The organism is Flavobacterium sp. HJSW_4, assembly GCF_042436695.1.
Classification (GTDB): Bacteria; Bacteroidota; Bacteroidia; order Flavobacteriales; family Flavobacteriaceae; genus Flavobacterium.
Genome location: NZ_JBHNPP010000050.1, coordinates 1 through 21,147, shown reverse-complemented (window position 1 = coordinate 21,147; position 21,147 = coordinate 1). Strand labels below are relative to the sequence as shown.

The window sequence follows — 21,147 nt, the reverse complement described above, 5'->3', positions numbered from 1 at the left end:
ATGTGGGAGAGTATGTCGTCGCCTTTCTTTTGAAAACCCCATCCAATACGGATGGGGTTTTCTGTTTTATATCCCTTTTTGAAATGCTTCTTTAATAAACGGACTTCAATGTGCCGAAACCCGCGTTAGCGTCGGGAGTGCCATCCGTTTGCTGAAAACCGCACCCTCTCTTTTTCCTTAAAACTTCCTTCCGCAAAAGAGGCAGCGCACAGCCCATAGGGAAATGCTATTAATTATAGTCATGAAAATAAAGACTATTGCTTAAATGTTTTTTTTTTTTTCTAATACTTAGTTGTCTGATTTTAAATCTTTAAGGCGAGACTGATGAAAGTACTAGAATAAAATCAACGATATATCGTTGGTAGTCAATTTTTAAAAATTCTAATTTTAAATAAAGAATTATCTATACCTTCGTTAAGCTGATTAATTCCATAAAAAATGCTATCAAAGCACAACAGAATGACTCTGTTTCTCCTTGTATGGTTTACAGTTGGGGAAGTAAACGCATTGGCTGCCTTTAACCGCAAAATGCAAGGAGAAATAACGGAAAAAAATCTATCTTTTTTGAAAAATGGTTTGGACCGCAAGCTACCTTATAATGAGCAGCAAGTAATTAAAGCAGAAGAATTACTTAGTCAAATACCTGAAGGACCAAACAAAATTAAAATTTTATTAAAGGTAAGTGATTGGTATGAAGGTTCTTATCATAATCCTCAAACATTGGGAAAAGCATTTCAGTATGCGGAAGAAGCACTTCGGGTAAGCCAAAGACTGCGTTCTAATATCTATGCCGGTAAGTGTTACTTGCAACTTTCTATGTTGCAACAGCTGCGCAACAAGAATGAAATGATCGAAGTCGAAGCCAAAAAAGCAATAGAGATATTAAATAAAACAAATCAAATAGATGATCTGGCAGAAGCATGGGTTATGATCTGGTCAGCTAAGATGCGTATGACTGCACCAATACCAGAGCGATTAGTTCCAATTTTTAAGGCAGCATCTCTATTTGAAAAATCCGGAAACAATAAAAGAAGTGGGGACTGCTACAGTCAAATCAGTGAATTATATTTTTCAATATCAGATTTTCACAACTCGCAAAATGCACTTAAAAAAGCCATATTTTTTTACAAAGCGGCCAAACTAAAAGAGAGCGACATTTATCCAATTTCTTCGAGACTTCATATTATTTATGAATCGGAAAAGAAAACCATGGATATTATTAAACTTAAAAATAAAACATTCCTGCAGCAAAGCAAACTTAAAAATGAGATATTTTTACGTAATTCCATGGTTACTTTTGTTTTGCTTTTACTTATAATTCTGGCACTACTTTATAAAAGCTTTATATTTAAAAAGAAAACAAATAAAGTACTGGAAACACAACAAAATGAAATCAACAAAAAAAACGATACACTTCAAAAGTTGGTTGTTGAAAAAGAATGGCTTTTACGTGAAATTCATCACAGAGTAAAAAATAATCTTCATATGGTGGTTGGTCTGCTTGCCAGTCAGACTGAATTTTTGAAAAATGAAGAAGCACTTCAGGCTATCAATAGCAGTCAGAATAGAATTCACGCCATGTCTTTAATTCATCAAAAATTATATCAATCTGAGAACTTATCGATAATTGATATGCCATCTTATATATTTGAATTGACAGAATATTTAAAAGATTCTTTTGAGATCAGAAAGTCAATCCGGTTTATACTGGATATTGATAGTTTTAATCTGCCTTTGTCTCATTCTATACCTATTGGACTAATTTTTAACGAAGCAGTTACAAATGCTATTAAGTATGCCTTTCCAGATCATAAAAATGCAATAATTAAAATTTCCCTTAAAACAGATGATAATGAAAATTATATTTTAATCATTCAGGACAATGGTATTGGGCTTGCATATGATTTTGATCCGTACAACAGTCCTTCATTAGGCATCAAATTAATGCATGGGCTTTCTGATGATATAAGAGGTAAATTTCAAATTATTAGTGAAAACGGGACAAAAATAATTTTGGAATTTAGCACTAACGATAGTAATCTTATTAATATAAATCTATAAAAATGGGAAGACCATTAAAAATACTTGTAGTTGAAGATCAATTTGTTGAAGCAAACCACTTGCGGCTAATGCTTAAAAAGGCCGGACATTCTGTTATTGGAATGGCAAGATCGGTTCCGGATGCTAAATATTATATTGCAGAACAGAAGCCGGAATTGGTATTGTTGGATATTTTCCTATCGGGAAAAGAAACTGGTATTGACCTGGCTGAAATATTGAGAGAAGATAATATTCCATTTATCTATCTCTCTGCCAATTCTAATGAGGAAGTTCTTAGTAAAGCTAAACTAACTCATCCACAGGGTTTTTTGGTAAAGCCTTTTAGAGAAAAAGATTTATTGATAACAATTGAAATTGCCGAATATCATCAGCAATATGGAATAGAATCTTCCATAAGAAAAGAGCTTTTATTTCAAAAACAACTAAAAACCATAGTGGCAAAAAGAGGCAACTGGGATGAAAGGGTTCTAAACATTATCACTGCATTGCAATCGCTTATTTCTTTTGATCTTGTGATGGCTGTCTTTTATATCGAAAACAAATTATCTAGTAGAGTGTTAGGATATGCAAGAACGGGTTTGCATGAATATCAGCTAATAGGAATAGAAGAGTTGCAAAATATTACTGCTTTGAAGGAATCTGAGATTAACGAATTGCGAAATAAAAGCAAAGTAGAAACTAACGCGACATTTTATAATGGTCAGGATTTTATAAATATCTGTGATAAAACACCAATCAAAAAGCTGTTTGCATCTTCTATGAATATGAAATCGAATCTCATGTTGCCAGTTCCTTTAACATTGACAGAAAATGGAGGGCTGTATTTGTCTTTTTTCAGCAGAGAAGCAAACAATTATAATAAAAATCATTTGACGCTTTGTGAGAGACTTCAAGAGCCATTAATTTTTGCTATTGAAAATTTGATCAGTCATGATAAAAAAGTAGATAAAAAACATATCGCTTCCGAAAAACCTGTTGCAGTTAGGAATATAAAAAATTTAGGATTTGAAGCAATTATAGGGAAAAGCGCAGCTCTGTTAAAAATATTTGATCATATTTTGCAAGTTGCTCCCGCTGATACAACTGTTTTAATTACTGGAGAAAGCGGTACAGGAAAAGAAAGCATAGCTCACAGCATTAAAAATCTTTCGAATAGAAAAGATAAGCCATTTGTTAAAATTAACTGTTCTGCGCTGCCGTCAAGCCTGATTGAATCTGAATTATTCGGACATGAAAAAGGATCTTTTACTGGCGCGTTAGAAAGACGAATTGGCAAATTTGAACAAGCGGATAACGGTACTTTATTTTTGGATGAAATTGGTGATATGCCATTAGAAATGCAAGCAAAACTTTTGCGTGCTATTCAAGAAAAAGAGATTGAAAGAGTAGGTGGAAATATTTCGATAAAGGTAAATGTCAGAATTATTGCCGCGACGAACTGTAATTTGGAAAAAGAAGTTGCAGAGGGGCGTTTTAGGCTCGATTTATATTATCGATTAAATGTATTTCCAATTCAGATGCCACCATTACGAGAGCGTAAGGAAGATATTGGGCTGCTGGCACGTCATTTTATTGCTGTATATAGTTCTAAAACGGGAAAAAATGTAACCGAAATATCCGATAGTGCCTTAAAAAGTCTTTTGTCTTATCAATGGCCTGGCAATATACGTGAACTCGAGAATCTTATTGAAAGAAGTATATTATTGGCAAAAACTGATATTATTGAGAACATTCCGCTTCCAGCTTTTGATGAAACTAAAATTAATCCTAAGTCAAATGACTGGTACTTTAAAACTATTCAGGAAAACGAAAGGGAACACATTATCAATGTACTTGAAAAATGCAATGGAAGAATAAGAGGTGTGGGAGGAGCGTCAGAAATCTTAGGACTGCCGCCTACAACATTAGCTTCTAGAATGCAAAAATTAGGAATAAAGAGAAACCATTTTTAAAGTTTCATTACCAAACCAAACGATATTAAGTCGTTTTATTTTCGTTATAAAACGAAATATAGTTGTTAATAATATCAATGTTTTAATTTAAGTAATTGATTTTTAAGTAGTTGTTAAAAGGGTTCGGTTTTAGTTTATACATTGGCATAACATTAAAACGTGTATTATGCTGACTGAAAACCCTACGACAATACTTTTTATTACAGGTGCATTTGTAAGCAATAAATGCTGGGACGATTGGAAAATCTTTTTTGAAAGCAAAGGTTTTACAACGCTGGCACCAGCATGGCCGTACAAAGATGCTCCCGCTGCTATTTTACGCGATCGTCATCCCGATCCTCAGATCGCTGGTCTTCGATTGACTGATTTGATAGCTCATTTCGAAAATATTGCAAAAAATATTCCTCATAAGCCCATTATAATTGGGCATTCTATAGGAGGGCTTGTCGCTCAAATACTTTTACAACGCAATTTAGCTTCGGCTGCAATTGCCATTCATTCTGTTCCTCCTCAAGGAATTATGACTTTTAAATTTTCATTTTTAAAAGCTGGCTGGGGTCCTCTTGGCTTTTTTACATCTTCAAAAAAAACTTTTTTAATGAATTTCAGCCAATGGCAATATGCGTTTACGAACGGAATGCCAGAAGAATGGCAGGACAAGGCTTATTGCGACTCTGTCGTTCCAGAATCTAAATTAATAGTGCGTGACACTATCACTTCAGCGGCAAAAGTAAATTTTCATGCTCCTCACAAACCATTGCTGCTAATTGCAGGGTCAACGGATCACACGATTCCGGAATCTCTCAATTATTCTAATTATAAAAAATACACAGACAAAAATTCTATAACAGATTTCAAGGTTTTCCCTCAAAGAAATCACTTTGTTTTAAATCAGCCTGGCTGGCAGGAAATTGCAACTTTTATACAAGATTGGATCGAAAAACTACCTGCTTAAAAATATAATAACCAATTATTATAATAACTAATTAAAATTTTAAATTATGAAAACGAATTTATTTGAAACTGCTTTTTTTAACTTTAAAAGTAAAACAGTCCACATTTTAAGCCATGTATTTTTAATGCTGGTTTTGATTTCCTGTAATAAAACAACAGAAAAAACTACTGTAGCAGAACCTGTATCTGTAGCATCTTCAGAAACAGTTCAGGCAACACCTGCAAATCCACCATCAAATTTTAAACATGCCACTGCAATGGTAAATGGCGTAAACATTCATTATGTCATTGGCGGAAAAGGAGAACCCCTTGTACTGGTGCACGGTTTTGGCCAGAACTGGTATATGTGGAATCGCTTGCTTCCTGAACTTTCAAAACATTTTACTGTTATCGCTCCAGATTTGAGAGGGGTAGGAGAATCAGACAAACCAGAAGGGGGATATGACAAAAAAAATATGGCGAAAGATATTCATGAACTGGTAAAAAAACTGGGCTACAATTCGGTTAATCTTGCTGGTCATGATATCGGACTTATGGTAGCTTATGCTTATGCGGCACAATATGGTAACGAAGTTAAAAAATTAGCTTTGATGGATGCGCTTCTTCCTGGTATCGAACCAGTTTGGTCTCAGGTTTCGGCTTCGGCATGGTGGTTTGGATTTTTTGCATGGCCAGCTTCTGGAGACATTGTAAAAGGGAAAGAAAAAGAGTTTTTAACTAATTTCTGGCCAATGGTTGGACATGTTAAAGATCCGTTTACAGCTGAAGAAACTGCTGAATTCGTGAGAGCTTATGCTGTTAAAGATGGAGCTAAATCAAGTTTTAAATGGTTTGGAGCATTTCCGCAAGATGGAAAAGACAATTTAGTTTTTGCAAAAACAAAACTTAAAATGCCATTGCTAGCTATGGGGGGTGAATATTTTGCTGCAGCGTTCTTAAAAGAGCATTCTAAATTGGTTGCTGAAAACGTAATCGAATCTAAAATCGCAGGTTCAGGACACTGGTTGGTACAGGAAAATACAGCTCAAGTGCAAAAAGATTTGTTGGCTTTTTTTCTTGCTAAATAATGGCATATCAGATCACAGACCAATTAAATCATAAAAGATGAAACGAATACTTATTTTAATATTATTTTTCTTTGCCTTGTTGTTGCAGGCTCAAGAAAAGGCTGACTTGATTATTTACAACGGAAAAATTGCAACGATGCAAAAATCCGGAGAATTTGTTCAGGCACTTGCAGTCAAGGACGGAATAATATTGGCTACAGGAACTTCTAAAAATATTCTGGAAAGTTACAAAACTACATCTACAAAGAGCATTGATGCAAAAGGAAAAACGGTTATTCCAGGCTTAAACGACAGCCATATTCATGTCATTAGAGAAGGACTGAATTATAATGCAGAATTGCGCTGGGACGGTGTTAAAACTTTAAAAAGAGCTATGGAAATGCTGAAAGAGCAAGCAGCCAGAACACCTCCTGGAGTCTGGATCAAAGTGGTTGGAGGCTGGAATGAATTTGGTTTTGAGGAAAAAAGACAACCAACTATTGAAGAAATTAATGCCGCAGTTCCAGATAAACCTGTTTTTATAACCTATTTATATGGGAAGGCTTTTTTGAACAAAAAAGGAATTGAAGTCTTGGGGTATAATAAAGATACTCATTATGAGGGAAGTGTATTGGAACAAGACAAAAACGGAAACCTAACCGGCTTAATGTTTGCCAAAGAAACTCCAAAAGCAATTTATACCACTTTAGGATTAACCACAAAATTGACTCCCGAAGAAAGGATTAACAGCTCGCTTCAGTTTAACCGTGAACTCAATCGCTTTGGTTTGACTTCTGTAATCGATGCTGCTGGAGGATCGCAAAACTTTCCCGCAGATTATTCCACTTCTATGGAATTGGCCAAAGCGGGAAAACTAAATCTTAGAATCTCATATTATCTCTTTGCACAGCAAAAAGGAAGAGAACTTCAGGATTATGAAAAGTGGGTTGCTGAAACGGTCATTAATAAAAATGATAATCTTCTGACGGCTAATGGTTATACCGAAGAAGGTGCAGGAGAAAATATTGTGGCTTCGGCTGCAGATTTTGAAAATTTCTTAGAACCGAGAATTGTTCTGGCAGATGAAATGGAAGAAGATCTGGAACCGATTATTCGCTTGCTAGTCAAAAATAGATGGCCATTTCGATTGCACGCCACTTATGGCGAATCGATTGACAGAATGCTAAATGTATTTGAAAAAGTAAATAAGGAAATTCCGTTTAACGGATTGCGCTGGTTTTTTGATCATGCAGAAACCATTACACCTCAGGAATTAGAAAGAGTAAAAGCATTAAATGGAGGAATTGCTGTCCAATTCAGAATGTATTTTCAGGGAGAATTGTACGAGAAAATGTATGGTGCTCCAAAAACACAACTGCCTCCGATTAAAAAAATGCTTGAAATGGGAATACCAGTAGGAATGGGAACTGATGCAACACGTATTTCAACTTACAATCCTTGGATGGCGCTGCACTGGCTTATAACTGGAAAAACGCTGGGAGGCATGCAGTTTTGGCCAAAAGACCAGGTTTTGGATAAGTTTACCGCTCTTCAATTATATACTTCTGGAAGTGCTTGGTTTTCTGGAGAGGAAAAAGAGAAAGGAAAACTGACAAAAGGAATGTATGCCGATTTTTCGATTTTATCAGAAGATTATTTTACGGTAACAGCCGATAAAGTCAGAAACATCGAATCGGATTTAACAGTTGTAAACGGCAAAATTGTATATGGAGCAAGGGATTTTAATTCGCTAGATCCTGCAATTGTTCCGGTAATTCCAGATTGGTCGCCAGTAAAATACTTTGGTGGTTATGCTAAAAAACTTTAAAAAATAAGAAAATCTATAAAATTTAGATCATGAAAATTCAAAAGATTATTTCAGGATTAGCGTTAATCATAATATTAGCATTTGCAAATACCAATGTTTACGCACAGTACCCAATGCCCAGTCACGTACCCATTTGGGACGCTAACAAAGTAACTTTAAAACTGCATAAAATTTCAGAAAATGTTTATGCAGTTTCTCCAAGTACTGCAGACACCGAAACAGCAAAAGGAATCGCACAGGCAACTTCAGCTGGATTTATTGTAGGTGATAAAGGTGTTTTATTGATTGAAACGATGTTAAGCAAAGGATTATACGATCAGCTTTATAAATTAATACGGTCTGTAACTCCAAAACCAATTGTTTATGCGATAAATACAAGCGATCACGGAGATCATTGTTTCGGGAATTATTTGCTTCCAAAAGAAACAATTATTATTCAGAATGAATTTTGCAAAGACAATCTGGCTAAGAATTATGATAATATCAAACAATTTATGATCATGCTTTTTGGAAAAGGAAGAGGAATTGAACAGAGCGTTTATCGTCCTGCAGACATTACAATAGCCATAAATCAGACGATGAAGATTGATATGGGAAAAGGCAATATTATTGAGGTAATAAATGTAGGTACGGCTCAATCTCCTGCCGATCTCTTTGTGTATTTAAAATCGGCATCAGGAAATGTATTGTGGGCAGGAAATCCCTTCATTGCTGAGAGTCCGACTATTCCGTGGTTATTTGATGGCTATTTTCTGGAGCCCGTTCAAAACTTGAACAAAATTTATAATATGATTTCGGATAATGATATTGTAGTTCCAGGGCACGGGCGCATTACCAATAAAGCCGGAATTAAATACACTATAGATTATGTGACAGCTTTACAATCCAATGTTGAAAATGCAGTAAAAAAAGGTTTGACATTAGAAGAAACCAAATCGACTGTGACAATGAAGGAGTTTGATAAAGGATATGAACTTTTTAACTGGCTTCATTTCAATTTTAATGTTCCAAATGCATACAAGGATATCAAGAGGAACGGAAGTAAATAAAAAGGCAAATCCAATGGCAATATTTAAAATTGATTTATGAAAAACAGGATATTAATACTGGTTTTATTGCTTTCAATATCTGGATATTCCCAGCGTTATCCTGAATTTAAATCACTTCGATTTGATGAGGATTACAGTGTTTTGGAAAAGGATACTGTTAGCAATGACTGGTATAAAACAGTGAAATTTTTGCCAATTTCTGCTTCCAGAAAAACGTATGTCAGTTTTGGGGGCGATATGCGTTTTCAATACTTCTATGCAAAAAATGAGAATTGGGGTGATGGTCCTCAGGATAACGATGGTTATGTTTTAGGAAGATATTTGTTTCATGCTGATTTTCATGCAGGAAAGTATTTTAGAACATTTGTTCAGATGCAGAGCAGTATGGCAGACGGCAGAATTGATCCGAATCCTGTGGAACAGAATCCGCTGGAAGTGCATCAGGCTTTTGCTGATTTCAATATTATAAATGAAGTCGGCAAAAGATTTATTCTAAGGGTAGGGAGACAGGAACTTACTTACGGATCACAGCGTTTAGTAGCTGTTAGGGAAGGTCCAAATAATAGGCAGTCGTTTGATGGAATTAAGGCAATTGTAGGTAGAAAAAATTTTACCGCCGATTTGTTTTATACGCATTATGTTGTCGCGCACGATGGCATTTTTGACGATGCCTCAAGTAAAGACAGGCAACTATGGGGAAGTTATTTTGTTTTTAATAAGATACCGATAATCAAAAATATAGATTTTTATTATTTGGGTTATGAGAGGGCCAATGCAGCTTTTAATGATGCATCAGGACAGGAAAACAGACAGTCTGTTGGAACAAGAGTTTGGGGAAAAACTGAAAACTGGCGCTATGATGCTGAAGCGGTTTACCAATTTGGCGATGTTGGTGACAAGAATATAAGTGCTTGGACAGCTTCTATCAATGCGGGATATCGATTTAATACCGTAAAATTTCGTCCAGAAATTGGTTTTAAGACCGAAGTAATTAGCGGAGACAAAACTGCAGGCGATACAAGCTTGGAAACCTTTAACCCGCTTTTTCCCAGAGGTGCTTATTTTGGATTAGCTTCTGTAATCGGGCCATCGAATTTAATAGATTTTCATCCTTCATTAAGTTTTGAAATTGCTAAAAATGTAGATTGGGTAATTGATTATGATATGTTTTGGAGATACAGTGGCAATGATGGTATTTATGCGCCAAATACAACCTTGATTTATCCAGGGGACACAACCTCAAAAAAGAAAATAGGAAACCAATTAGAAAGCGAAATCATCTGGGAGCCCAATCAATATCTTTATTTCAGACTTGAAGCTACGTGGTTTCAGGCCAAAGACTACATCAAAGCATCAGGAACTGGTAAAAATATATTATTTGCTGGAATTACTATGCAACTTCATTTTTAGTTGAAATGGAAGACGTCATGAGGATTAAAAAAAAATAGATAATAAAAACATGAAGGATAGAAGAACATTTCTTAAAGAGGCAGGTCTTGTGGGACTTGCTGGATTCGTTCCAATGAGTCCGTTGCTGGCAAGCGATCTTAATGCAGATAAACTTATGCAAATTGAAAATTATACTCCCCAATGGCCCGATGGATCCCGTTTGGTCGTATCGGTGTCTATGCAGTTTGAGGCCGGAGGACAGCCTGTAAATGCTGAAAGCCCTTTTCCGCAAAACATGCAGAAAGGATTTGTAGATCTTCCAGGTGAGTCTTGGTATCAGTATGGATATAAAGAGGGAATTCCGAGAATGCTAGATAATTGGGATAAATTCGGAATCAAAGTCACTTCACATATGGTGGGATCTGCAGTGCTAAAAAATCCTGAACTTGCCAAAGAAATTGTAGCAAGAGGACACGAAGCTGCTGCTCACGGCATGGACTGGGCTACTCAATATACGATGGCCTATGAAACAGAAAAAAAGTTTATCAAAGATGGGGCAGAAGCTATAAAAAAAGTTACCGGTTTTGAACCTGTAGGCTACAATGCAAATTGGTTGAGACGCGGAACTAATACGCTGGAAATTTTGCAGGAATTGGGTTTTAAATATCATATTGACGACTTAAGCCGTGATGAGCCTTTCTTGCTGAAAATAAAAGGAAAAGACTTTGCGGTTGTTCCCTACACGATTCGCTGTAATGATATTGTATTGATGGAAGGGAAAAATTTTAGTGCTGACCAGTTTGCGCGGCAGGTTATAATGGAATTTGACCAATTATATAAAGAATCTGAAACCAAACGCAGACAAATGTCAATAAGTTTTCATGACCGTATTGGAGGCACACCGCAGATGGTCGCTGCTACTTCAGAAATCATTAGTTATATCCAGAAACACAAAGGAGTTAGTTTCAGGAGGAAAGATGAGATTGCTAAAATGGCTTATGAAGATAAAAATATCATTAGGGAATGATGTACAGAGTATCAATTCAAAGTTAGGAATCAATTACACAGATTTTAATCTTTTTGAATTAAGCAATGTATTTGAGTATTTTTAAAAGATTTGAAAAATATCGTAAAAATAAAAGGCTGCGAATCTCACAATTTGCAGCCTTTACTATTTTTTTGCGGGTTTTGAAATATTGAAAAATTTTCGTTTCGACTTCTTTTACCCTTTTGGCGGATTCTAACCTAAGGCTTCAATCCCAAAGATTTACTTTGCAATCTCATTTTCTTCAGCCATATCTATAGTTTTTGGATGTAGGGTCACCAGTTGTAAAACGATGGCAGTAACCACTACAAATAACAGTAGTACAAAAACGTTTCTCATTCCTCCATTATCAGCGGCTTTTCCTAAAAACTCTGTGATAACAGCTCCAGCCGAAATACCTACAAAATTCATAATTCCATATCCCGTAGCCCTGTAGCGAGGTGCAACAAACTGGCAAAGAATCGGCATATTGTTCGTGTCATATATTCCAAATCCAAGTCCAAAAAGGATGGCGCCAAAAATAATAGCCTCTATACTACAGCAGTAACCAAATAAAAACAATGCCGGAATGGTAAGAAATAATCCAATACCACTGGTGTAAATTCTTCCTTTAAGATGTTTCATCACCCATCTGTCTGAAATGGCACCGCCAATTAAAACACCAAAAAATGAAGACATCGAAATGGTTACCGTTGCCATTGGTCCCGCAAGAGACATGTCTAAATGTAAAGTTTCGGTAAATAAGGTTGGTAGCCAGTTTTTGGCCGCCCAGCCGGGTAAACTTGGTGCAGCGAAATAAAAGAGTAAAACCCAAAAGGAGATATTACCAAATAATATTCCCAATCCTTTGAACATTTGTCTGAATTCATTGCTGACAGATGACTTTTTTGTGTGATCAAAGAAGTAAGTTTTCTTTTCTTGTATAAAAAGTATCAATATTAAACTATAAACTACACCGAGCAGGCCTACAGAGTGAAAGCTGAAATGCCAAGAAAAATGCTTGGAAATGGTGGCTCCAAAACCACCGAGTGCCTGTCCTAAATAAATTCCGGTAGTATGAATTGCAATTGCAAAAGAGCGTGTTTTTTCCTGATGGTAATCTGCAATTAAGGATAAAGCAGCCGGAATGTAAAAAGCTTCACTAAAGCCCATAATACCACGCAAAATATAAATCTGATTGAAAGTTGTAGCATAACCCATCGCCATAGTTACTCCTGACCAGATAAAAAGACTTCCTATAATTATTCTTTTTCGGTTAAACCGATCCGCTATAATTCCGGAAACTGGACTCATAAGTGCATATATCCAAAGGAAAATAGCCATCAAAAGACCAAAATTTTCAGCTTTAGCCAATTCAGGAATATCATCCATCATCGCTGATTTCATAGTGGAGAGCATTTGTCGGTCTAAATAATTCAATAAAGCAACAAACCATAGCAAGCCAACAACAATCCATGGATAGGATTTTTTTTCATTCAATTTTGCAATCATTCTCTTTTTTCAAAATAAAGGCCGAATATACGAATTCAAACGCAACAGGAAAGAATTGTTTTTTCATGTTATTTGTTTGTAATGTGTGCCTCTATAAATTAGTCAAGAATAATACAAAAGCCCTCTCTAGTAAAAGAGAGGGCTTTTTTAAAAAACAATAACTGGTAATTTTTTATTAATTAAATGTATACCTAAGGGTAAATTGTGCTTGCCAAACATCAAACGTTGAAGTGTTTTTTTGGAATGTATCTGTAATCAATGTTTTCGTTCCATTCAAATCTGTTTGTGTAGCTAACTGATAAACTGGTACATTTCCTGCAGCTGTTGAGTTGTAAGACAGAACATTTGGATTAGTTGCTCTTTGTGTAACTCCCCAGTCTTTATTAAGCATGTTTGTAAAGTTTAAAATGTCTGCTCTTACTTGGAAAGAATTCTTTTTACCGCCAATTTTAATATAGATATCTTGAGTAACAGAAAGATCTAATCTGTGAAGCATTGGAAGGATAGCTCCGTTTCTTTCTGCATACTGACCTCTTCTTGTGCGAAGGTATTTATCCTGATTGATGTAAGCATCGAATGCTGCTTGCTGTTGTGCTTCAGTATAAGTTGTTACAACATTTGCACCATTTACAACATTAGTAACTGCTAATGGAGCAAAACGAATTTCAGAAGCGCTGTTTGGTATGTACATAAGATCATTTCCATTAACTCTGTCTCCATTCATATCTCCTCCGTAAGCGTATGTAAATGGGTTTGCTTGTTCTCCAATATAACCTAAGTTAAAAGAAGTAGCACCACCTAAACCTTTACCATATTCAATTCTATAACCAATAACTCCCACTATTCTATGAGGTGTATTGTTATTTGAAGCCGAAACAGCTAAATCATTATTTCCGTTGATAGATCTTGCACTAGTCCATGAACCAGATGCGATTGATCCTGGAGAAATTAAATCTGTTGCTTCAGAGTGAGTATAAGCAATCGATCCCCAAAGGCCATTTTGATATGGGTATTCTAATTTGAAAGTAGTAGAGTAGAAGTATCCTTTATCAGAGTTTGTTAAAACAATTCCGTTAGAAACATTATCATTTACTCTTGTTCCTGCATCATTTCTAGAATATCTCGGTCTGTTGTCAGGACCTCCGAAAGTACCTACTGGTGCATCCAAGTTTGCGTTATAATAATTGATGGCATTAATGTTTTTCTGGATGATTCCTTCAACAGTACCTACGAAACCAAAAGGAAGTTTTTGATCAACTGCCATTGTTGTTTTCCAAACCTGAGGATATTTGAATTTTTTATCTGTAAAAGCTAAATCAAAACTTGTAGGCAAGGTTGGAGTGTCTGGTGTAAAATATTGTGCAGGTCTTGGAGTAAAACCGTATCCTCCTGCAGCTAAAGCAGCACCGCTGACATCAACAAATCCTGTAAGAACACCATTGTTTCCAATTTGATTTGAAAGGTATACTGATGGAGCTCTTCCTGTAAAAATTCCAGAACCTCCGCGTATTAATGTAGAAGCATCTCCGTTTAAATCTAAGTTGAAACCAACTCTAGGTTCAAATAAATATTGCGCATCAGGCATCTCTCCTGTATTGAATTTTTCTCCATTTGCAAAAGTCATTGCAGTTACTGCTGGATTCTCTAATGCTGTATCAGCAAACCAAACTCTTGAAGCTCTAAGACCAACACTTAATTTAAACTTGTCACTCAATTTAATCTCATCTTGAGCATATAAATCAAGTTTATTAGATTTTAAAATCTGCATTGGCTCTTCACCACCAGGTAAAGCAGAATATCTATATTGGAAACGTGCAGGAGAAGTAGCTGTAGCAGACGATGGAGCACCTCCATTTGCTACAGATTGATCAGCAGCAGCATAAAAATCAGCTAAAGAGTTAAATACATAAACTCCGTTTGAACCAGAGAAAAACAAGTTGCTTGATTTGAAATATTCGAAATTAGCACCTAAAACAATAGAATGTTTTCCGATAGTTCTTGTTAAATTGTCTGTAAAGTGAAGAGTAGAGTAGCTAAGTTTATTACCTTGTGTAAAAGGATCTAAACCAACAGAAATATAAGTATTTGCTCCATTCTTGATATCAATTGTTGGGAATAACCCACCGCCTTGAAGACCTCTATCTTCAATTTGTTTGTCATAACCAGCAATAAAGTTGTTGTACCATGAGTTTCCTAATTTACTATTCAATTCTACCACAATAGATCTAGTGTTATCTAAAATGGTATAACCGCTGTTTTTATAAGACATAGCCAATACACTTGTTCTTCTGTTTCCAAAACCTAATGAGTTTGAGTTTGAAGTTAATTCGTCAGAAGATGAATTATGGAATACATAACGAGCTGTAAGTTTATGATTGTCATTGATATTCCAGTCAATACGAGTCAAGAATTTTTTAGATGTTTTATTTGCATCATAATTTTCCCATGGACCTGTTTCATATCCAAATTTGTCTTTCATATAATTTGAAAGAGTCTGCATTTCAGTATAAGTAGGATTAGAAGTCTGCAAACCTCCAGATGGAGAACCAGTAGATGTCCAAGTTGTAGCTGGGCTTGTATTTTCGATTGTTTCGAAGTTACCAAAAAAGAATAATTTGTTTTTGATAATTGGCGCGCCAACACGTGCTCCCCAAATTTTTTCATTAAATGCTCCAGGCTTAATTGTTACATCTTTACCAGGATGAGTTCCGATAAAACTCTTTTTGTTATTTCTGAAAGAATGGTAAACAGATCCTTCAATCTCATTTGTACCACTTCTAGTTACAGCATTAATACCTGAACCTAAAAATCCAGATTGACGAATATCAAAAGGAGCAATGTTTACTTGCAATTGCTCAATAGCGTCTAAAGAAATTGCTGTAGATCCTGTTCTTCCTCCAGCTTGTGACTCTGAACCTAGACCAAATCCGTTGTTAAAAACAGAACCGTCAATTGTAAAATTGTTTAATCTTGAATCCTGTCCTCCGAAAGTACCATTGGCACCAGCATTCGCGTTGTATTTTGTAACAGAGTTTACAGATCTTGATCCTAATACTGGAACAGCTGTAATTTCTCTGTTTGAAAACTGCTGTGATGCTCCAGTTCGGCCTTTGTTGAAGTTTCCTTTTGATTTAGTAGAAACTACAACTTCTTGAAGAGCATTTGATTCGTCTTCAATTTTAATATTAACAGTTAAATTACTTCCTAATCCAACATTAATATCTGTTATTTCAGAAGTCTTGTATCCTACGTAACTAACTTTAACAGTGTACGGTCCACCTGGTCTTAAACCTTGTGCAGCATAACCTCCGTCATAATCAGAAGTAGAAAAATACTTTGTACCAGTAGGTTTGTGAATAATTTCTACGGTAGCTCCAGGAAGTGCTTCTCCTTTGGTTGATCTAACGGTACCTGACATAGCTGATCCAGTTACCTGAGCATGTCCCAATGTTGTTAGAAAAATAAACAAAACAAATAGAATTTTTTTCATTTTGGTGTATAAGTTATAAGATTTTCCGCAAAATTATGATCATATAATGCGGAAGACGTTAACACAATATTAACAAAAGGGAATCTTATGTCTTCCCTTTAAAAAAGCAGTGTACAGCGATTCATACATAAACTTTTAATTTTAAGTAATGAAAGTATTATTAAGATTATTAAATGTCAAAAAAAGCACTAATACGTATAATTACTTGCTACTGTTCTCTGAGATCTTTTTATTTTTGTGCAATATTATAAGCCCAAACACCTGATTTAATTACCCTCCAAAACTGCTTAAACTTTGATGACCTTAGACAACTGGCCAAAACATATCCAGAAATACCTTTTTTTACTAAAAGATGGTTTTTTTCAATTTCCATATTTATTCAACAGTCCGAAAATAATGTTGGATAGCCTGCTAAAACTCCCAATTACAAAACATTTCCCAGCCAAAAGCCTTATTACTTTTAATACACCTTTGTGTGATGCCAAAATGTATTACAAAGAATTTGAAGAGGGATTCTGGCTTATAACTTTCTACATGAACCTGAAAGAGAATATAATGGCTTTGTCGGGTTATGATGAAAATAAATGCAGTGACTATTATCTTTTAACCTTTTCGGTTTTTGAATATAAATTTCCTTTGAAAGATGGTAGTGCTTTAACTTTGTTAAGTACTTGCTGGACAATAAGTAAACCCAATACAGAAATCTCTAGTTATTTTTATAAAGAAGCAGATGGAAAATTTTTCAGTATAGCGATGACCAAAAAATGGGTAAAAGAGAATTTGTCATCAAAAAAGTTTAAAGAACGCAAGACTATTTTGAATTTCCTTAATGGAGAGCGCGGTTCTTATACTTGGCTGGATATTTCGCCAAAAGCGCATGAAATAGGTGATGATATTTCTAGACTTTTAGAAAGTGAAACCAATTCGGATGCTGATAATTTAAAACTAAAGAAAAAATCAATGAAACTTATTAAAGAGTTTTTTGATAACGCTTTTGTAGACAGCCGTTTTGTAGATAATATTTCGCTGACGAATCTGGATTATTTGAATGTTTCAAAAGCAGAGAAAATCATTTTACAGCATTTACATCTTCCATTTCTAGGAATCGAATATATAGCCAAAGAAGTTAATACCTCTCCAACGAAATTAAAATCAAATTTTAAAGCTGTTTTCGGATTCTCGATGCTGCAATATCACAAAGAAAAAAATTTAGTTTTGGCTATGCAGCTCATCTTAAAATCTGATTTTCATATTCAGGAAATTGCTGTAATTACAGGCCATGATTCGGCTGGAAGATTTGCTTCTAGTTTCAAAAAAAGATTTGGACAATTACCCTCAGAAGTACGACTTTTTGAAGTGTAAAAATAACGTTTTTGCATAAAATAAAACAATTGCTACTATTTTAAGCTTTTTTAATTGTATACCTGATATCAGGTAATTGGTTTGTTTACAGTTTTTTACAAATGCTTAATTCTCAGTTTGTATAAAGTTTTTCTTGCAGCTTTATAAAATCCTAAATATGTCCGAATTGACTATTCACAGCTGTATTTTTAATCTACATTTGGCGACGAAAAGAAATCATTAACATTTTCGGAATCAGTAATTCTGTTTGTTAACTCTTTATCTCTAGCTGTTTTTTTTACAGCGACTATAAAATTTTTATTAATAATCTGGTTTGTGCCGGTTTCAAAAAATGGAACCTGAGCGCACAGGATTTCGTATGCTTATTCTGAATTTTAAATTGTTTTAATATATGGTGAACTTTACTTATTTAAAAATTTTAATGTTTAACAAAAAGCGGGCCTTAAAGCATTTTTTGGTCATTTTTTTGTTTTTGTGCAATCTCAGTGGTTTTGCGCAGACAAGTATTTCGGGAATAGTAAACAGCTATTTTTCAGTCACAAGTATCAATCAGCCACTTTGTGATCCTTGCGTTGCAAGCTGTATCCATACCATAACCGTTAGCGGTTCATCTGGTCTTGCTGTCGGCGACAAAGCTTTGATTATACAAATGAAAGGGGCGACTATTGATACCAGAAATATTGCCACAGCTGGTAATGTAACTGCAATTAATAACACAGGAAACTACGAATTTTTTGAAATTAAAAGTATCGCAGGCAATGTAGTTACACCAATGTATCCGCTTTTAAAAAGTTATGATACTGCCAACGGAATGGTTCAGGTGGTAAGAGTTCCTAGGTATAATGGAGACGTAAATATTGCTGGTAAATTGACAGCAAAAGAGTGGACTACTGCTCAAAAAAATGGTGGTGTTTTAGCCATTGAAACCAGCGGAAGATTAATTTTTAATGCTGATATTGATGTAGCAGGACAAGGTTATGAAGGTATTAGAATGGATCAAAACGGTCCTGATAATAATTGCGGCCCTGACCCTACTGCTTTATATGTTTTAAACAGTACAGCTACAGCCTCATATACCAAAGGAGATGGAATTGTACTAGATAATGCTAATTTTAACCGAGGACGTGCTCCAAGAGCAAATGGAGGAGGATCTGGAATTGCTGGAGATTCAGGCGGAGGCGGTGGATCTAATTACGGTGCTGGTGGTGAAGGTGGAAAACGCTGGTGCGATGCAAATGGAGCTAGTGCAGGAGGTTTAGGAGGTAAGTCTTTATCTGCTTTTTTTGCAGATGATAGAGTATTTCTTGGAGGAGCTGGAGGTTCTGGATATGTTACTACAAATAATCCATCTTCAGCAGCTGATGGTGGTGGTATTGTAATTATTTTCGCTAAAGAAATAGTTGGAAACGGACATTCTATTATTGCAGATGGTTTTTCTCCACAACCAGTAAACGTTTCTGGAGACCCAGACGGTGGTGGAGGTGGAGGAGCCGGAGGAACGGTAGTTTTAAAAACACCTCTTTTTACAGGTAATTTAACTGTTTCTGCTAAAGGTGGAGACGGACAGGATCTAAATACGACAACTCTGCACGGTCCTGGAGGCGGTGGAGGCGGTGGAGCTTTGCTATATTCACTTGCTGCATTGCCTGCAAATGTTACAATGAACTCTAGTGGTGGTATTGGAGGACAACATACAGGAGGAGCTCGTAATGGTTCTCAAGATGGTTATGCCGGAGGAAGCGTTTCGTTATATGTTCCTGTAGAAAATCCAAACTATGTTGGAATTGATGATGAGGATGGACTTTCAATAGAATGTGATTTGGATGATGACAATGACGGAATTTTAGATACAGTAGAATTACATGGTTTACCGGATCCTTTTGGATACCAGTCAGGTTCTAAAAAACCAAATTTCCTAAATCCAAGTGCACTTGGTTTTGTAGATACTAATAAAGATACTGTTGACGACAGATATGATAATGATTTAGACGGAATGATCGATCAGCTGGATTTAGATTCAGATAATGATGGATGTCCAGATTCAGTTGAAGCATACGGAAACACAAATGTCGATCCAGATAATAATGGCTTTTATGGAACAGGTTTGCCACCAGCAACTAATACTAATGGTACAGTTGTAGCGGCTTCTTATACTACTCCTGTTAATACAACAGGAACTTCTAAGCCAAATTATTTAGTTTCAAATATAGTAGCTATTACAACTAGTCCTTCTAACCGCAACGCAAATGTGGGAGGTAATGCGACATTTAGCACAGTGGTTTCAGGAACTCATCTTGTTTATACATGGAAGCAAAGTACTAATGGTGGTACAACGTGGACAACTGTTACAAACGGCGGTACTAATCCAGTTTTTTCTAATGCGACTACAAATTCACTGACTTTAACAAATATACCACGTTCATTTCATGGATATATGTATAGATTAGATGTGACAAGTACTTCAAATGTTTGCGCACAGCCTAATTCAGATACTGCTATATTAAGTATTGTTAACAGAGCTCCCGTAGCATTAAACAATAGTTACAGTGTGGATGAAGGAGCAACTTTAACGACTACTGCAGCTACAGGTGTTTTGACAAACGATTCTGATGCAGATGGAGATGCATTAACAGCAGTTTTAGTTACAAATCCTTCACACGGAAGTCTAACATTAAACGCAAATGGTTCATTCACATATGTACATGACGGAAGTGAAACTACAAGTGACAGTTTTACTTATAAAGCAAATGATGGTTATGATGATAGTGATACAGTAACTGTTAATATTACAGTAAATCCTGTAAACGATGCTCCTGTTGCAGACAATGACTCTTATACAGTTGCTGAGGGCGGAACGCTTACGGTTACTGCAGCAAAAAGCATATTGCTGAATGATACAGATGCAGAGAATAATACTTTGACGGCGGTTTTAGTTACAAATCCTTCACACGGAACTCTGACATTAAATCCAGATGGAACGTTCACATATATCCATGACGGAAGTGAAACCCTTACAGACAGTTTTACATACAGGGCTAATGACGGTTTGCTAAACAGTAATACTGCAACGGTAAACATTACGATTACTCCTGTAAACGATGCTCCAGTTGCCAACGACGACCCTTATACGGTTGCTGAGGATAACAGTGTTACTTTAACTCCGTTAAGCAACGATACGGATGCAGAAGGTGATACGCTTTCCATCGTTTCTATAAATGGAACGACTTTAACAGGGAATGCTCAGACAATAACAGTTTCAAACGGAACGGTAGATATCTCGGCTTTGGGAGTTATTACTTTCACGCCTTCAGCTAATTTTAATTCAACAACTCCGATCAGCATTCCTTATGTAATAAGCGATGGACATGTTGGAAGTACAGCAACGGCTAATATCAAAATCACGGTTACGGCAGTAAACGATGCTCCGGTTGCTGAAAAAGATGGATATTCAGTAAACGAAGGAGAGACACTTACAGTTAT

At 35.7% G+C, this 21,147-nt stretch carries 12 protein-coding genes; 10 read left to right on the top strand and 2 right to left on the bottom strand.

Annotated elements, in window-relative coordinates; all coding sequences use genetic code 11:
* Window positions 1–459: 459 nt before the first annotated feature.
* The 8 genes from ACE01P_RS23370 (at window position 460) to ACE01P_RS23335 (ending at window position 11,306) form a co-directional block, all read left to right on the top strand.
* Complete coding sequence (locus ACE01P_RS23370; protein ID WP_379701471.1) at window positions 460–2,061, top strand: sensor histidine kinase; 1,602 nt, start codon at window positions 460–462, stop codon at window positions 2,059–2,061.
* Between the two features lie 2 nt (window positions 2,062–2,063).
* Window positions 2,064–4,013, top strand: a complete 1,950-nt coding sequence (locus ACE01P_RS23365) for a sigma 54-interacting transcriptional regulator (RefSeq protein ID WP_379701470.1) — start codon at window positions 2,064–2,066, stop codon at window positions 4,011–4,013.
* A 166-nt stretch (window positions 4,014–4,179) separates the two neighbouring features.
* Entirely contained in the window at window positions 4,180–4,968 is a 789-nt protein-coding gene (locus ACE01P_RS23360; protein ID WP_379701469.1) for an alpha/beta hydrolase, read from the top strand.
* A gap of 46 nt (window positions 4,969–5,014) precedes the next feature.
* The gene (locus ACE01P_RS23355) at window positions 5,015–6,034 is read left to right on the top strand and encodes an alpha/beta fold hydrolase (RefSeq protein ID WP_379701468.1); all 1,020 of its coding nucleotides are present in this window, start codon (window positions 5,015–5,017) and stop codon (window positions 6,032–6,034) included.
* 37 nt (window positions 6,035–6,071) lie between these two features.
* The gene (locus ACE01P_RS23350) at window positions 6,072–7,841 is read left to right on the top strand and encodes an amidohydrolase (protein ID WP_379701467.1); all 1,770 of its coding nucleotides are present in this window, start codon (window positions 6,072–6,074) and stop codon (window positions 7,839–7,841) included.
* A 29-nt stretch (window positions 7,842–7,870) separates the two neighbouring features.
* Window positions 7,871–8,890, top strand: coding sequence for an MBL fold metallo-hydrolase (locus ACE01P_RS23345; RefSeq protein WP_379701466.1), 1,020 nt, complete (start codon window positions 7,871–7,873; stop codon window positions 8,888–8,890).
* Window positions 8,891–8,926: 36 nt separating this feature from the next.
* Window positions 8,927–10,300, top strand: a complete 1,374-nt coding sequence (locus ACE01P_RS23340; protein ID WP_379701465.1) for an alginate export family protein — start codon at window positions 8,927–8,929, stop codon at window positions 10,298–10,300.
* 49 nt (window positions 10,301–10,349) lie between these two features.
* Window positions 10,350–11,306, top strand: coding sequence for a polysaccharide deacetylase family protein (locus tag ACE01P_RS23335; protein WP_379701463.1), 957 nt, complete (start codon window positions 10,350–10,352; stop codon window positions 11,304–11,306).
* Window positions 11,307–11,546: 240 nt separating this feature from the next.
* Here the strand turns inward: ACE01P_RS23335 and ACE01P_RS23330 are convergent, their stop codons facing one another.
* Together ACE01P_RS23330 and ACE01P_RS23325 are read right to left on the bottom strand one after the other, a co-directional pair.
* The gene (locus tag ACE01P_RS23330; protein ID WP_379701462.1) at window positions 11,547–12,815 is read right to left on the bottom strand and encodes an MFS transporter; all 1,269 of its coding nucleotides are present in this window, start codon (window positions 12,813–12,815) and stop codon (window positions 11,547–11,549) included.
* 175 nt (window positions 12,816–12,990) lie between these two features.
* Window positions 12,991–16,305 (bottom strand): carboxypeptidase regulatory-like domain-containing protein, encoded by a 3,315-nt coding sequence (locus ACE01P_RS23325; RefSeq protein ID WP_379701461.1) that lies wholly within the window; start codon window positions 16,303–16,305, stop codon window positions 12,991–12,993.
* 297 nt (window positions 16,306–16,602) lie between these two features.
* Here ACE01P_RS23325 and ACE01P_RS23320 point away from each other — a divergent pair, with 297 nt between their 5' ends.
* Both ACE01P_RS23320 and ACE01P_RS23315 read left to right on the top strand, forming a co-directional pair.
* A complete protein-coding gene (locus ACE01P_RS23320) occupies window positions 16,603–17,667 on the top strand; it encodes a helix-turn-helix transcriptional regulator (protein WP_379701459.1) in 1,065 nt (354 codons plus the stop codon).
* 472 nt (window positions 17,668–18,139) lie between these two features.
* Window positions 18,140–21,147 (top strand): Ig-like domain-containing protein (locus tag ACE01P_RS23315; RefSeq protein WP_379701458.1); only part of this gene is annotated, 3,008 nt, incomplete at its 3' end.

Bases quoted from the DNA above. Each gene is read 5' to 3' on its own strand.
- ACE01P_RS23350 (WP_379701467.1), top strand. From the start codon at position 6,072: ATGAAACGAATACTTATTTTAATATTATTTTTCTTTGCCTTGTTGTTG.
- ACE01P_RS23360 (WP_379701469.1), top strand. From the start codon at position 4,180: ATGCTGACTGAAAACCCTACGACAATACTTTTTATTACAGGTGCATTT.
- ACE01P_RS23335 (WP_379701463.1), top strand. From the start codon at position 10,350: ATGAAGGATAGAAGAACATTTCTTAAAGAGGCAGGTCTTGTGGGACTT.
- ACE01P_RS23365 (WP_379701470.1), top strand. From the start codon at position 2,064: ATGGGAAGACCATTAAAAATACTTGTAGTTGAAGATCAATTTGTTGAA.
- ACE01P_RS23345 (WP_379701466.1), top strand. From the start codon at position 7,871: ATGAAAATTCAAAAGATTATTTCAGGATTAGCGTTAATCATAATATTA.
- ACE01P_RS23320 (WP_379701459.1), top strand. From the start codon at position 16,603: ATGACCTTAGACAACTGGCCAAAACATATCCAGAAATACCTTTTTTTA.
- ACE01P_RS23370 (WP_379701471.1), top strand. From the start codon at position 460: ATGACTCTGTTTCTCCTTGTATGGTTTACAGTTGGGGAAGTAAACGCA.
- ACE01P_RS23330 (WP_379701462.1), bottom strand. From the start codon at position 12,815: ATGATTGCAAAATTGAATGAAAAAAAATCCTATCCATGGATTGTTGTT.
- ACE01P_RS23355 (WP_379701468.1), top strand. From the start codon at position 5,015: ATGAAAACGAATTTATTTGAAACTGCTTTTTTTAACTTTAAAAGTAAA.
- ACE01P_RS23325 (WP_379701461.1), bottom strand. From the start codon at position 16,305: ATGAAAAAAATTCTATTTGTTTTGTTTATTTTTCTAACAACATTGGGA.
- ACE01P_RS23340 (WP_379701465.1), top strand. From the start codon at position 8,927: ATGAAAAACAGGATATTAATACTGGTTTTATTGCTTTCAATATCTGGA.